A 12,845-nucleotide genomic window follows, 5' to 3' on the forward strand; every position below is an offset into this window, starting at 1 on the left:
GTGGCAACCAACCCGAACTGGCCGCTCGTCCAGTACAACTGGGGCCCAGCCTGGAACGTCAACAGGGCAGGCGTTCCTTCCGACAGCCTGGCCGACATCACATCTCGTTCCAGGAGCCGGACAAGCATCCGACGCGGCCGGCAGTACGAGCTGGACCAGATCCGTTCAGGCACCGCCGACGTGGTGTTCGCCAATACTGACGGCGCCCTGGATCCAGCCAATTCTTCGGGGCCCTGGTACGGCAGAATCGCGCCGTACCAGCCTCTGCGCGTTCGTGCACAGTGGCCGCCAACCCCAAACCTGCTCCTGCCGGTACAAGCAACGGGCGGCGATGCGGGCGGATTCGCCGTTGGGTCGTCCCCAGTTCAGCCGGGCGTATCGGTTTTCTCTAATACCGATTCCAGCGGCGGGCAGATTACCTCCTCGGCAACAGCATGGCAGGGCAGCCGGGTTTTCCAGTTCGCTGTTCCTAGCGGCAGCGCATCGAACACTATCGTCGCAGGAACTCGACAGGCCAGCGCCGAGCGCAATGCAACCTACACAATGCAAATTCAGGTGCGGAACATTACGCCATCGACTAGCGTGCAGGTCGCGGCTGTGATGATTTGGAATAGCGGGGCCGCGCCTACTCCCACCTCTGTATCCGGTACGCAGATAGCCGGCTCCCCTGCCACTCTTGCTGGCTCTGCGAGCGCTCCGTGGACGCAGCTGACGGTCACTGGGACACTGGGGCCGAATGCCACGTGGGTCGCTGTGGGCATCATTCTTGCGGCCTCGACCACAGCTGCGACGAACATACAGATCGACGGCTGGCAGTTGGAGCGGGGGACAGTTGCAACCGCATGGACGGCACCCGGCACCTGGTACTCCCTTTACGGCGGGTATGTGGAGCGCTACCCGTCATCGTGGACAATGTCGGGCACCTACGGCACTGTCCAGACGACCTCCGTGGATGCGATTTCGCTCCTGAGTCAGCGTGTTCTGCGCGATCCGCTGACGGAGGAGATCTACTCGCGCAGCCCGCGATTCCTGTACCCGCTTGGCGACCCGCAGGGCTCCCAGTCCGTAGCGGACTCCGTCGGCGCCTACCCGCCTGCTCCGTTGATCGTGTCAAAGTTCGGCGCCGGAAGTTTGACCTTCGGCAACCAGATCACCTCCGCAACCGTCGGAGGCGCGTACACCGGCGGCACGGGAACGGTAGCCACGGTAGCTAACCCGAGCCCAGGGGCATTCGCCTACATCCCGGCAACTCTGATTTCCCTGGATCAGGCCGGGATCAAGGGACCCGCTGACCCGACTTCCTGGACACGCATGATTGCGTTCCGGTATACGGGTCCTGTCCCGTCCGATCAAGCAACCATCTGGTGCTGTACGGACAGCACGCGCTCCGGGCACTACCCGCAGGGCTCCCAGGCGACGGTGTCACTGAACTCCTCGGGGAAGCCCGTCCTCTACCTGAGCGGCCCGTCGGGCGTCGCGGTCGTCTACACCTTCGGAGGGGCCACCAATTGCGCAGATTCGAACTGGCATCTCCTCCTGTTCAGTTACTCCCAGGCCACCAACCAGGTTATGGCCTCACAGGATGGGACGCTTGCCGCCTACTACGGCAGCGTTCCGTCCTCATCCACGCCCACCGGTCTCCGGTTTGATTCTGTGGGCGGCTGGGTCGACCCCGTCTACGGTAACGAGACCTTGTGGGGGTTCCAGGGGGATATCAGCTACGTTGCCGAATGGCCGACCGCATTTGGCACCACCGACATCACCGCCGTGTACACCGCTTGGAAGAATTCATTCACCGGCGACTCCTCGGATGCGCGCTACAAGCGAATCCTCGGCTGGGCAGGGTTCGGTGGACAGACGACGGTGCAGGCCGGGTTGACTAGCAGCATGGGGCCCGCTGCTGTGGCTGGCCAGGACGCCATGACCGCCTTGCAGGGCGTTGTGGACACGGAGAACGGCGAGCATTTCGTTGCGGCAGACGGCACCCTTGTGTTCCGCGCCCGCAGTGCGCGCTACAACGCGTTGGTTCCGATGTACGTCCTTGGCGAGCGGGCTGACCTTGGAGAGATCCCTTACGAGGAATGTCGGTTGGACTATGATCCGACCCGGCTCGGCAACCTCGTCAAGATCACTCAGGCGTCCACGAGTCAGGTCTTCACCGCCTCGGACGCCACGTCGCAGGCCAGTTACTTTCCCCGGTCACTGTCCCGCACCATCAACTCCAGCTCCGCGCAGGAGTGCCAGGACGCTGCAAACTACCTACTTTCCCGTTACAAGCAGCCGGCCGTCCGGGTCGCGTCGATCAAGCTGCACCCAAGCGCCAACCCAGGCATCTGGGCGGCTTGCCTCAGCCTCGAACTCGGCACTCGGGTGCGGGTCATGCGACGGCCGCCCGCTCCGGCTGCCGCCATTCAGATCGAGTGCTTCGTCGAGTCGATCGAGTGGACGCTCGGCGACAACGGCGACGCCTACCTCTCCCTGCAGTGCAGCCCGGCCGACCTGACCCCGTACGGCCTGTTCGCGAGCTTCCACACCACCCTGTCCGGCTCACCGACCGCGGGGGTCACGAGCGTGACCATCAACGCCGGCGCGGACAGCACCAACCCGGCTGCTGCCCAGATCGGGCAGGGTCAGCAGCTTGTTCTCGGGCTCGGGACGGCGAACCAGGAGACCGTCACTGTCAAGTCGGTCTCGGCGACCACGTCCGGCTGGACTACGGCCGTGGTCACCCTCACCGCGGCCACCACCAAGTCGCACAGCGCGGGCGACACGGTGTGCGAGCCGCTGCCGTCGGGCGTCACCGACCCCACCACCTGGGACAACTCGGCCAAGTTCGACTCCTGCGCGTTCTCCTACTAGCCCGAAGGGAGGGCCATGACAGGCCTCGCCATTCCCGTACTTGCGAGCGAGGTGCCGGGGAACTACCTGACCGCGGCGCTCTGGACCGCCAACGTCTACAACCTCGGGACGTTTCTGCTGAACCCGCCGGATTTTGTGGGCACCCAGACCGTTGCCCAGTCTCTGCCCAACACGACGTGGACGGCGCTCACCCTCGACACCCAGCAGTTGGACTCCTATGGCGGCCACTCCCTGGTCAGCAACACGTCCCGGTATGTGGCCCCGCTCACCGGCTGGTACACGGTGTCCGGTGTTGCTGGCATCGCGAACAACCCGTCTGGCGCGCGTGGTGCGCGGATCAACGTCAACGGCAGCCCCGTGCAGGGGTGTGCGACGTTCCTGTTCGCAGCAAGCGGGGTTGATCTCGGCATCCCCACGCCGACGCGCGACATCCACCTCAACACCGGCGACTACGTGGAGGTTTGCGGCTACCAGAACAGCGGCGGGGCCTTGAACAGCGCGATCTTCCCGGACATCGCGTCGTCTCTGTTCGTGAGGTTCTCCCATGTCTAACCCGACTCCAGGAGCCACTCCAGCGCCGGTATGCAGTGCGTGCGGCACGACCGCGGTGGCCCAGTGGCAGCGCCGACACGCCCCGGATACGACGACGCCGGTCTTCGGTTGCGCAACGCACGCCATCAGCCTCGCTGCGGCCGCCCACGTCCACGGGGCCACGTGCGCTGCCCCGGTGGCAGCCTGTAACTGCACGCCGGAGCCGATCCCGACGCCGGCCAGCACGGATCCGGCCCCGACGACTCTGCCGACCGGCTGGGTCGTGCCGCCGGTCACTACGGCGACGGCGGCGCCTGTTCCTGCCCCGGTGGTGGCCGCCGTGCCGCAGGCCCCGCCCGCCTCCTGACCTTCCCGCCTTCGCCCCCGTTCACCGGGGGCTTCTTCATGCCCGGAGCCCCTCATGTCCAGCCATCAGCACGGCGAGGTCGCAGCCCACGACCAGGCCGCGACCCACCACTACACCGTCCACTACCCGGCGCATCCGCCCCGCGAGGGTGACCCGCATTACCGCGATTTCGAGCACTACCGCAAGGCCACCAAGGACACTGCGGTCTGCCATTTCGCGGAGCGCCGCCACGGCGACGCCTCCGAGTGCGAGGGTGGCCTCGAACTGCATCACGCTCACGTCGAGTTCAGTCTCCAGAACGGCGTAGACCTGGCCGTCCTGGAGGCCGACTACCCGGGCATCAGCAACCCCGACGAGGTGGGCGCCTGGGTGGAGTCCGCCGACAACCTGGTCTGGTACTGCGCGAAGCACCACCGCGGCCACGGGGGCGTCCACACGGCCACCGCATCGGACTTCGAGGCGTCGGTCTACGTTCGCGGGCTGATCAGCTGATGGGCGCATGGCTCCTGAACGCGTGGGGGCAGATCTGGCCGAACCTGGCCGCGTCGGCAATCTGGGCGCCGGCCGCGTTCGTCACCCATCACCTCCTGGTCCGGCGCCATCTGCGGCGTATCCACACAGCGCTGACCGAGAGGGATGAGCCCTGATGGCGAACGCGCGCGGCTACGACGTCTCCGACTATCAGTCCTCGATACCCGACGACGCCGAGTTCGTGATCGTGAAGGCGTCGGAGGGCGCCCGGACCGAGCAAACCGGCTACGCGGCAAAGGTGGCCGAAGCCCGGCGTCGGACCATCATCGTCGGGCACTACCACTTCATCCACTGCGAGAACGACGTGCAGGGCGAGATCGACCACTTCTGTCGCGTGGTCGGCCCCGTCCCAGCTGGCGAGCTGCTGGTCCTGGACTTCGAGCCGTACGGCCAGCCGGTCTCGGACAGCTCGGCAACGGCGGCGAAGAACGCCTGGCTGACGGCGGTCAAGCGGCGCTACCCGAACAACCGGGTGGGGCTGTACACGAGCGTCGACTGGTGGCACAGGACCGATGACAACGCGGGCGACTTCCTGTGGATCGCCGACTACGTGCCGGCCGGCTCCCCGCGGATCCAGGCCGCGTGGAAGTTCCACCAGTGGACGGACAGCCCACTCGACAGCGACGTGTACAACGGCACCATCGACGACCTCCGAGCCTGGGCCGGTTCGGCGGCGCCCGCCCCCAGCGCGCCAGCGTCGCCCACGCCGTGGCCCGGCCTGCAGTTGGTTACCCGCGATCAGTGGGGTGCCCGCCCGTGGCGGGAGCCCAACGGCTCGATCCCGTACGCGGGCCCGCGGGCTGGGGTGAAGGTCCACTACCTCGGCACGCAGTACCAGTTCGGCGCCCACGACACCTGCCCGGCCTACGTCCGCAAGATCCAGGCTGAGCACATGGACGGCAACGGCTGGTCCGACATCGGCTACTCGTTCGTCGTCTGCGAGCACGGGGTCGTCTTCGAAGGTCGCGGGCTGACCCGCCGCAACTCCGCCAACGGCGACGTCCCGCTGAACGAGGCCCACTACGCCGTCTGCGCGCTCCTCGGCGACTCCGGATCCACCGAGCCGACTCCCGAGCAGCTGCAGGGTCTACGCGACGCCATCGAGTACTGCCAGCAGCACGGCCCGGCCGGCCTCGAGGTCAAGGGCCACCGCGACGGCTACTCCACTGACTGTCCCGGCGGGCCCCTGTACGCGTGGGTGCAGGCCGGCGCCCCACGACCCACCCTCACCGCTCCTCTGGAGGACGACATGCCCCTCTCTGACGACGACGTCGCCAGGATCGCCCACGTCATCTGGAATTACGAGGTCCCGGTGCCGCGACTCCAGCCGGACGGCACCGTCACCTACCCGACGTCCCAGGCCGCGTATTGGCCGCTGGTGTGGGGCAACGTGTGGACCCCGCAGATCCTGGCGGCGATCAAGGCTGCCGCGCTCACCCCGGAGCAGGTCTCGGCGGCGCTGGCCGATGGCACCCTGCACGTCCAGGTCACCGTCGCGCCTGCCGCCGCCCCGGCGTCCACGACCGCCTCCACCGCCCCGACTAGCTGAGGATCTTCCATGTCTGACTCTGCTCGTCGTACCGCCCGTACGGTGCTGGCCGTGGTCCTGGCGCTGGCTGCCGGCTTGCCGCTGCTCGTCCGTACCGCCGGGCTGCCGGACACCCTGCCGGGTCTGGGTACCGTGCTCGCGGTCGCTGCGGCGATCACCCGCGTCATGGCGCTCCCGCAGGTCGATACCTGGATGCCTGGCTGGCTCAGGATGAGCCCGCCGCAGCTGCCGCTTCCCGATCCGGCCGTCCCGCCGGCGCCGCTCATCCCGCCGAACGGGAGCCGCGAGTGACCAGCCCGGCCCCGGACGCCGGGGTGTACATCAGCCCGGCGCAGACGCACGCGGAGGTGAGGCGGATCGCTGACGGCCAGATCCGCATGGAGGCCAAGCTCGACGCGATCCTCGGCGACCAGCGCGAGCACCGGGAGACGATCGCGGACCACGAATCCCGCATCCGGCACCTGGAGGCTAACCGCTGGCCGCTGCCGACCATCTCGGCCGTCGGTGCGATCATCGCCGTCGTCGCCTCCGTGGTCCCGCTTATCCACTGAACCACCGCGCCCCCGTCCGGCCTTGTGCCGGGCGGGGGCGCGTCGTCGTGTGGTCAGACGGCGGCTTGCAGTGCCTTCGCCTGGTCGGGCGTCAGCAGCCTCGACACCCGGACCAGCACCGGGCCGCGCACGTAGTCGTACTCCATCAGCGCCGGCATGCCCTTGACGATGCCCTGGATGTACTCGGATCGGGCCTTGGCGTCGGCCTCGCTCGCGAACACCTCGATGGCGCCGCCGCGGTTCACAGAGTCTTCCTTCTCGCCTTCGACGTCGGCGGCCTTGATACGCGAGTCGCTGAACGTGATCTTCGACGTGTACTGGCCAGGGCGGCCGAGGAGGTGGTTCGGGTCGGACTCGGCGGTCACTGTCACGCCGGCCTTGACGGTCTTCACGGCGGCGGTGAGCTTCGCGAGGGCGGCGGAAGCGTCGGCTGCGGGGGCAGCTGCGCTGGGTTGTGCCGGGCTGGCGGCTCCGCCGGTCTGGGCTGCGGCCGTGAGGGTCGGGGTTGGGGCGGCCGGCCTGTCCGTGGTGCTGCTGGAGCAGGCGGCGGTGGCGGCGAGGAGGCCGGCGGTGAGGGTGAGGGTGGTGCGGCGCATGGTCCCCCCTGGGACGTGGTGCGGGTGGTGGGGGGACCGTATCGGCGTGGGCGTGCCGTTTGGGGGTGGTTTGGCCGAGCTGTGACCAAACGGGTCAGGCCGCGGCTGGCTCGCCGTCGATATAGGCCTTGGCGGCGTCCAGGGAAGCCTGCCAGGTCTGCGCGTAGCAGGCCGCGGCCCGGGCTTCCTCCCAGATGGGGTGGGCGCGGAGGGTGAGTGCCCGGTCGATGTAGGTGTCTCGTGCGGCATCTACGTCGCCGCCGGCCTCTCGGGTCGTGGTCATCGCCCGGTCGGCCTCAACCACGGCAACGTGGAGGGGCAGCAGGTCAGCGGGGAGCGGCAGAGGCTTGGGCATGCCGCCATCGTACGACCCGAATCGAACAGACTGGTGCTGGCGCTCCTGAGGTTTGGAAGGGCCTCAACAGGACGTCCTCCCGCCGCTAGGCTGCGGACATGACGATCAAGGCTGTGGTGTTCGACGTCGGCGAGTGCCTGGTTGATGAGACCCGGGAGTACGGCACCTGGGCCGACTGGCTCGGAGTGCCGAGGCACACGTTCGTGGCCCAGTTCGGCGCGGTGATCGCCCAGGGTGGGGACTACCGCGAGACGTTCCAGGTGTTCCGCCCGGGCTTCGACCTGTACGAGGAGCGCGAGAAGCGCGCGGCCTCGGGCCAGCCGGAGCACTTCGGCGAGGAAGACCTCTACGCCGACGTCCGGCCCGCGTTCGCCCAGCTGCGAGCGGACGGTCTGTGGCTGGCCATCGCTGGGAACCAAACGGTCCGCGCCGGCGGGATCCTGCGCGAGCTGTTCACGGCCGATGTCGACCTGATCGGCACCTCGGACGACTGGGGCGCCAGCAAGCCCGACCCTGAGTTTTTCCGCCGTGTGGCCGAGGCCGCCCCGGTCGCGTCGAGCGAGATCCTCTACGTCGGGGACCGGCTCGACAACGACGTCCTCCCCGCGGGTCAGGCGGGGATGCAGACGGCGCTGATCCGGCGCGGGCCGTGGGGCTGGATTCAGCAGCACGACCCGGCCACCGCCAGGGCCACGTTCCGCATCGACTCCCTCGGGGAGCTGTCGGAGCTGATCGCCAAGTTCAACGCTGGAGCGAGCTGAGCGTCGCCGACCAGGAGTAGAGGCGGTCGTCCACACGGCGGACGGCCGCCGAGTCCTGCCACGGGTTGAGCGCACGCCGGGCTTCCCGTACGCGCTCCATTCCGCTGGCGTACCAGGTCACGGCCAGCTGGTCGAGCGCCTGCTCCAGCAGGGCGCACGCAAGTTCAGGTTGCCCGGCGGCGGCTTCGACGGCGGCCAGGTCCGCGAGGACGACTGACCGCTGTTTCCCGTCAGTGTCGGGGAGGTCGGCGAGCGTCTGCTCCAGGGTGGTTCGGGCCTGCGGGATCAATCCGGCGACCAACTCGGTGTTGCCGCGGAAGGCGTGCAGGCGGACTGGCGAGAACCAGGTGAACCAGCTAGGCGAGGCGGCGTCGCTTCCGGTGGCGAGTATGTCCTCGGCGTGGCGGAGCAGGGCGAGTGCGCCTCGGTGGTCGCCGCAGCGGGTGAGGCACTCGGCTTCGACTGCGTCGAGCCACGCGAGGACTTCAGCGGAGGCTGGCGCCCTCCGGGCGTAGGTGCGGGCGGCGTGCATGCGTTCGCGGGCGCCGTCGAGGCGGCCGTCCCAGCCAGGCACGAACGCCGAGTGGGCGAGGATCGCGGCGCCGAGCAGGTTGTCATCCGCCTCGCAGGCTGCTTGGAAGGCGCGGACGAATGTGCTGTCGGCGGCGGCGGGCTGGCGCAGGTCGAAGAACTCGATGCGGCCGAGCAACAAAAGGCTCTCGGCGAGGGCTGCGGCCAGGATGCGGCGGGCTACGCCGGATGTCTCGCCGAGCAGTGCCGTGCCCAGGCCTGCGTGCTCGGCGACGGCTCGGTGGAGGGCGGCGGGGGCCACGGACGGGTAGAGGCGGCGGTGGGCCTGGGTGACTGTGGCGTAGTCGGCGCCCACAGTGCCGGGCTGTGTGCCGGTGGAGCCGTACGGCCGGGGCAAGGCGCCACGGAGAGTGGGGGGCGCTACAGCCGTTGTTGGAGCTGTTGAGGCAGCGGCCGCGGCTGAATGGGCCCGGTTCCATGGGGGGCGGAAACCCAGGTCCTCGACTGGCTGGTGGAGGACGTGGACGAGGAGTCGCTGGTAGTCCTCGCCGGGCCATGGCGGGGTGTCGGATTCCCAGCGGCGGACCTGTCGGACGCTGACGTCTACACCGCGCATGCCGAGTTGGCGAGCCGCTTCCGTGAGTGCGTCGGCGAGGGCTTGCTGTGTGGCGTAGCCGGCAGCCTGGCGGGCCGCCTTGAGCGCGGTGTTGGGCACGGTGTCCTCCGCACGAGCCGGTGTTGAGGCAACACTACGGTCAGGGAGGTCAGTTCGGGGACTTGTGGGGACTGTGACGGGCCTTCACGTCCTCTCGATGTCCTCTCGACGTCCTCTGTAAGGCCTTCAGGACGTCCGCTCAGGGGACGACGATTACCCCAGTCACCTTCCGGTGGCACCAGCTTACTGACAGTGGGATTCGCATGTCCGAGACACCGTCGCCGCCAACCCGCGCCCAGCTACAGGGCAAGGCCTGCATCCGTTGTGGAGGCGAGGACGGCGAACTGGTTCCTGCTGGCCACTACCCGATGAATACCCGACCGGGGGCTGCCCCGCTCAGCTGGGCTGTGGCGGCTCACCCTGCGTGCCTTGAGGAGGCGTCGTGACGGCCGTTGTGGCGTCGTGGCCGCCGCCGTCGGGCGGCATCGTTGTCCGCTGTGACGTCAGCCAGGCCGGCCGGTACGTCTCGCCGGAGTGCCAGCTCGGCGCGCACTGGGCGTGTCCGGGCGGGATCCGCGACGAGGCCCAAGCCCCGATCCTCGTCTGCCTCTGCTGCCAGCCTGGCTGCTCGTGCTCCCGGCACCTATCCGGAGGCATGGGATGAGCACCGCCGAGCTGGTGAACATCGACCCGCGCGGTCGCCGCTCGCCCCGCCGGGACTCCCAGCATCACACCGCTGCTGCTGCGGCACGGATGCTGCTTGACGAGCACCGCAGCTCCAGCGGCCGGTGCGTGCGCTGCGATACGCCGTGGCCCTGCACTGTCGCGGCGAAGGCCATGAACCAACCGTTCCACGATGCCGTAGGAGAGCAAGGGCATGCTGAGCACTGACAGTCTGACGGTCGCGGTGGACGGCCACCTGGAGCCGGTTACCAGACCGGTGCTGGAGGCCCTCGACGTGCTGTGGGAGACCGTGCGCCAGCTGCCGATCAGCGAGTACGAGCTCAAAGCCATGGGCTGGCTACTCGCGTCCGGCAACACGGCTGACCTGGAGCGCATGATGGACGGAAACGGTGTCGTCGACTGGCCCCTGGGGCTGGACGGCGGCGGACAGGCGACCGTCCGCGTGTGGCACGGTGACGGCCTGACTCACGCTCAGCGGGTTGCAGCTCGGTACAGCGTCGTGCAGTTGGAGGCCGACACGCTGGGGCGACGCATGTGGGCGATCCACAACGTCGTGTCCGGCGCCCTGGTCAGCTCCGGCCGGCATCCCCTTCGGTTCTCGACCCCGGAGAGCGCCGGCGAGTGGATCCGCAGTCGGGTGAATTTGGCGGGCTACCGCAGCACGCGGCATCTGGCAGGCACCGAGTGAGCGCCGTCGGGGAGATGCTGGTCGCCCCGGTCGAGTACGGGCAGTGCGTGACGTGCCGGGGCTGGGGGCGGGGGCCCTGGGTTGCGGACCTCACCGCCCACATCGCGCTGGTGCTGCACTGCCAGCCGTCCCATCCGAACAACCCGCCGCCGCCAAACCCGCCGACGGAGTAGCACCACAGCCCCTGGCCGGCCGTACGGCGGTACGGCCGGCTAGCCGGGCCCCGGTCACCCGTAGAACAGCCTCCACGTCGGAACGCTGAACGCCCGGGCAATGGCTACAAGGTCGTCGACTCCGGCCGAGGTCATTCCGTGCTCGTAGTGACGGATGGTCTGCCGGTCGCGCCCGATGATCTCGGCCAGCCGCTCCTGCGTCATGCCGTGCGAGCGGCGCAGGTGCCGGATCCGTTCGCCGACCGCGCGGCGCTCCTGCAGCTGGTGGGCGTCGGGCCTGCGGCGGGATGGGGTCGGCACCCCTTGACGCTGGCGCGATCATGATCAAAAGTCTGCATACCAAAGCCACCATTTGATCGATTGAATGTTCGATATGATCACCACATGCAACCGGGGGGACCGAAACCGGGAGCACACCGCATGAGTAGCCGCAAGCCAGGCTGGAGCCTAGAGCGACCCTTCGACCTCGCCGAGGCCGCGCGTGACATCATCGCCGCGGCCCAGATTCTCGCTGCCCACGGGCGCCACCCGACCGGCAGCTCCGAGCAGGCCGCCGAGATTCAGCAGGCCACGGCAGCCATCCACGCCATCAACCGGCGAGTCGAGCAGCACTCCGCGCGCAGGCGTTAGCTCCCGCGCCGTTCCCACCACATCGCGAGCTGGAAGATCGACCCCGCGCCGGAGATCTCCTTGATCTGCGCGATCTGGTGCGTCACCGTGCGGTGGCTCACGTTCAGCTCTCGGGCAATCTGCCGCTGGTCGTGGCCTGCCGCCAGGAGCTGGCAGACCGAGATCTGAAGGTCGCTCATCGCCCTCTCGCTGGTCCGCAGTTTCCCGCCGGTCCACGGCATCGCTGCGGCCCAGTCACGATCGAACTGGCCCGCCACGTACCCTGCCACGGCTACGTCCTCGACAAACACCGCCCGCAGCTCATCCGGGGGCGACGCCGGGTCGTCGATGATTGCCCAGCGCCGGTCGACGACGATCGAGCGGGCGAACGCGCCGTCCAGGGTGCGGACGTGCCCGCCGGCCGCAGTCATCTGCGCAGTCCAGTACGCCGTCGTCTCGTCAGCTCGCGCAGTAGCGCGGTAGAGCGTGCGCATGGAGACGCCGCGGCGGATGGCGTCCAGGTCCCGATGGCGGGAGATATCGAGCCGTGCCCGCGGGCGCGGGCCGTGGGGCTGAGAGGTCAGCAGTTCCTGGGTGGCGTCCGCGATGATCTCGGACACCCTGGCGTTGATCGCCTGGGTTCCCTCCAGGTACTCGACGGCTCCGACTCGCGGTCGCTCGGTGCTGCGGTAGGAGATGGAGAGGTCGCGTAGCGTGTCTGGGAGCGCCTCGGCTGCGCTGATCGCGTCCCGGGCGGCCCGGTACAGCTCGGCTTGGCGGCGGGTCGCCGCGTGGACGGGGTTCAGTACGAGGTAGCGCCCGTCGGTCGGGGAGTCGGGGTGCGGTGTGATGAGCCCGAAGGCCAGCAGTTCGCTCAGCGCTGGGTCGGCCGGGTCGGGGGCGATCCCGTCGGCGATGGCGAGCAGGACGTACAGCTCGCGGGCGGTGCTGCTGATGTCGCTGTCGAGCGCGTAGCCCGAGATGACGTTGCTGCTCAATGTCGACTCCTGCGATAAGTAGCAGATGTAACAAGTAGCAGCGTAGAGGCCTTGATTGAAGGCTGTACAGACGTCAGTCTTGGTCGCACACCACTCATCACCTCGGCGGCGCCGCACTGCCGCTGACAGGAGGTTGCCATGAAGCGAGCCCTTGGGGTTGCGGCTTCGGCTCTTGCCGTTGCCGCGCTCTGTGCCGGCGCTGTCGCGTCGGTCCAGGCCGACTCTGCCGGGAGTCGCCCGGCGGAGTCCACCCAGGCCGATTCCACCTGGGGTGTCACCGCGCCGGATTCGACGCCCACGCCTAACCCGACCGTCACGCTGGCTGATTCCACCTGGGGCTAGGCGCGAAACCCTGATGGACGCCAGGCGGAGCGCCTGGCGTCCATCGCAGCTTCCACTCTCTAGGG

At 68.6% G+C, this 12,845-nt stretch carries 16 protein-coding genes; 11 read left to right on the plus strand and 5 right to left on the minus strand.

What is annotated here, in order from left to right:
- From O1G21_RS29340 to O1G21_RS29365, 6 genes are all read left to right on the plus strand, one after another.
- Nucleotides 1-2,859, plus strand: coding sequence for a hypothetical protein (locus O1G21_RS29340; protein WP_270147905.1), 2,859 nt, complete (start codon nt 1-3; stop codon nt 2,857-2,859).
- Nucleotides 2,860-2,874: 15 nt separating this feature from the next.
- On the plus strand, nt 2,875-3,411 hold the full coding sequence (locus tag O1G21_RS29345) for a hypothetical protein (RefSeq protein WP_270147907.1): 537 nt from the start codon (nt 2,875-2,877) through the stop codon (nt 3,409-3,411).
- A 400-nt stretch (nt 3,412-3,811) separates the two neighbouring features.
- A complete protein-coding gene (locus O1G21_RS29350; protein ID WP_270147909.1) occupies nt 3,812-4,249 on the plus strand; it encodes a hypothetical protein in 438 nt (145 codons plus the stop codon).
- A gap of 154 nt (nt 4,250-4,403) precedes the next feature.
- Nucleotides 4,404-5,837 (plus strand): GH25 family lysozyme, encoded by a 1,434-nt coding sequence (locus tag O1G21_RS29355; RefSeq protein ID WP_270147910.1) that lies wholly within the window; start codon nt 4,404-4,406, stop codon nt 5,835-5,837.
- A gap of 9 nt (nt 5,838-5,846) precedes the next feature.
- On the plus strand, nt 5,847-6,128 hold the full coding sequence (locus O1G21_RS29360; protein ID WP_270147911.1) for a hypothetical protein: 282 nt from the start codon (nt 5,847-5,849) through the stop codon (nt 6,126-6,128).
- Nucleotides 6,125-6,388, plus strand: a complete 264-nt coding sequence (locus O1G21_RS29365) for a hypothetical protein (RefSeq protein WP_270147912.1) — start codon at nt 6,125-6,127, stop codon at nt 6,386-6,388. Before O1G21_RS29360 ends, O1G21_RS29365 begins: the two co-directional genes overlap by 4 nt.
- A gap of 53 nt (nt 6,389-6,441) precedes the next feature.
- On the opposite strand, the gene O1G21_RS29370 is transcribed toward O1G21_RS29365, so the two are convergent.
- Both O1G21_RS29370 and O1G21_RS29375 read right to left on the minus strand, forming a co-directional pair.
- Nucleotides 6,442-6,984, minus strand: a complete 543-nt coding sequence (locus O1G21_RS29370) for a hypothetical protein (RefSeq protein WP_270147913.1) — start codon at nt 6,982-6,984, stop codon at nt 6,442-6,444.
- 94 nt (nt 6,985-7,078) lie between these two features.
- Entirely contained in the window at nt 7,079-7,339 is a 261-nt protein-coding gene (locus tag O1G21_RS29375; protein WP_270147915.1) for a hypothetical protein, read from the minus strand.
- 98 nt (nt 7,340-7,437) lie between these two features.
- Between O1G21_RS29375 and O1G21_RS29380 the strand changes: the two genes are divergently transcribed.
- Nucleotides 7,438-8,100, plus strand: coding sequence for an HAD family hydrolase (locus O1G21_RS29380; protein WP_270147917.1), 663 nt, complete (start codon nt 7,438-7,440; stop codon nt 8,098-8,100).
- On the opposite strand, the gene O1G21_RS29385 is transcribed toward O1G21_RS29380, so the two are convergent.
- Nucleotides 8,081-8,986, minus strand: coding sequence for a transcriptional regulator (locus O1G21_RS29385; RefSeq protein WP_333493508.1), 906 nt, complete (start codon nt 8,984-8,986; stop codon nt 8,081-8,083). The genes O1G21_RS29380 and O1G21_RS29385 overlap by 20 nt on opposite strands.
- Before the next feature lie 960 nt (nt 8,987-9,946).
- Here O1G21_RS29385 and O1G21_RS29390 point away from each other — a divergent pair.
- From O1G21_RS29390 to O1G21_RS29400, 3 genes are read left to right on the plus strand one after another with little or no spacing between them, the layout of a single operon-like run.
- Nucleotides 9,947-10,177 carry a hypothetical protein gene (locus tag O1G21_RS29390; protein ID WP_270147920.1) on the plus strand — a complete coding sequence of 77 codons (231 nt, stop codon included), beginning with the start codon at nt 9,947-9,949 and terminating at the stop codon, nt 10,175-10,177.
- Nucleotides 10,164-10,658: a hypothetical protein gene (locus O1G21_RS29395; RefSeq protein WP_270147921.1), complete on the plus strand. Its 495-nt coding sequence runs from the start codon at nt 10,164-10,166 to the stop codon at nt 10,656-10,658. The genes O1G21_RS29390 and O1G21_RS29395 overlap by 14 nt, the downstream gene beginning before the upstream one ends.
- Complete coding sequence (locus tag O1G21_RS29400; protein ID WP_270147922.1) at nt 10,655-10,831, plus strand: hypothetical protein; 177 nt, start codon at nt 10,655-10,657, stop codon at nt 10,829-10,831. The genes O1G21_RS29395 and O1G21_RS29400 overlap by 4 nt, the downstream gene beginning before the upstream one ends.
- A gap of 54 nt (nt 10,832-10,885) precedes the next feature.
- Here O1G21_RS29400 and O1G21_RS29405 read toward each other — a convergent pair whose 3' ends face one another.
- The gene (locus tag O1G21_RS29405) at nt 10,886-11,131 is read right to left on the minus strand and encodes a helix-turn-helix domain-containing protein (protein ID WP_270147924.1); all 246 of its coding nucleotides are present in this window, start codon (nt 11,129-11,131) and stop codon (nt 10,886-10,888) included.
- A 120-nt stretch (nt 11,132-11,251) separates the two neighbouring features.
- Here O1G21_RS29405 and O1G21_RS29410 point away from each other — a divergent pair, with 120 nt between their 5' ends.
- A complete protein-coding gene (locus tag O1G21_RS29410; RefSeq protein WP_270147926.1) occupies nt 11,252-11,461 on the plus strand; it encodes a hypothetical protein in 210 nt (69 codons plus the stop codon).
- On the opposite strand, the gene O1G21_RS29415 is transcribed toward O1G21_RS29410, so the two are convergent.
- Nucleotides 11,458-12,438 (minus strand): LuxR C-terminal-related transcriptional regulator, encoded by a 981-nt coding sequence (locus tag O1G21_RS29415; RefSeq protein WP_270147928.1) that lies wholly within the window; start codon nt 12,436-12,438, stop codon nt 11,458-11,460. The two genes, O1G21_RS29410 and O1G21_RS29415, sit on opposite strands and share 4 nt — an antisense overlap.
- Nucleotides 12,439-12,845: the final 407 nt, after the last annotated feature.

Source organism: Kitasatospora cathayae (assembly GCF_027627435.1).
Taxonomy (GTDB): Bacteria; Actinomycetota; Actinomycetes; order Streptomycetales; family Streptomycetaceae; genus Kitasatospora; species Kitasatospora cathayae.

Excerpts from the sequence above, each read along its gene's own strand:
- O1G21_RS29345 (WP_270147907.1), top strand. The coding sequence starts at position 2,875 with ATGACAGGCCTCGCCATTCCCGTACTTGCGAGCGAGGTGCCGGGGAAC.
- O1G21_RS29350 (WP_270147909.1), top strand. The coding sequence starts at position 3,812 with ATGTCCAGCCATCAGCACGGCGAGGTCGCAGCCCACGACCAGGCCGCG.
- O1G21_RS29355 (WP_270147910.1), top strand. The coding sequence starts at position 4,404 with ATGGCGAACGCGCGCGGCTACGACGTCTCCGACTATCAGTCCTCGATA.
- O1G21_RS29360 (WP_270147911.1), top strand. The coding sequence starts at position 5,847 with ATGTCTGACTCTGCTCGTCGTACCGCCCGTACGGTGCTGGCCGTGGTC.
- O1G21_RS29370 (WP_270147913.1), bottom strand. The coding sequence starts at position 6,984 with ATGCGCCGCACCACCCTCACCCTCACCGCCGGCCTCCTCGCCGCCACC.
- O1G21_RS29375 (WP_270147915.1), bottom strand. The coding sequence starts at position 7,339 with ATGCCCAAGCCTCTGCCGCTCCCCGCTGACCTGCTGCCCCTCCACGTT.
- O1G21_RS29380 (WP_270147917.1), top strand. The coding sequence starts at position 7,438 with ATGACGATCAAGGCTGTGGTGTTCGACGTCGGCGAGTGCCTGGTTGAT.
- O1G21_RS29390 (WP_270147920.1), top strand. The coding sequence starts at position 9,947 with ATGAGCACCGCCGAGCTGGTGAACATCGACCCGCGCGGTCGCCGCTCG.
- O1G21_RS29395 (WP_270147921.1), top strand. The coding sequence starts at position 10,164 with ATGCTGAGCACTGACAGTCTGACGGTCGCGGTGGACGGCCACCTGGAG.
- O1G21_RS29410 (WP_270147926.1), top strand. The coding sequence starts at position 11,252 with ATGAGTAGCCGCAAGCCAGGCTGGAGCCTAGAGCGACCCTTCGACCTC.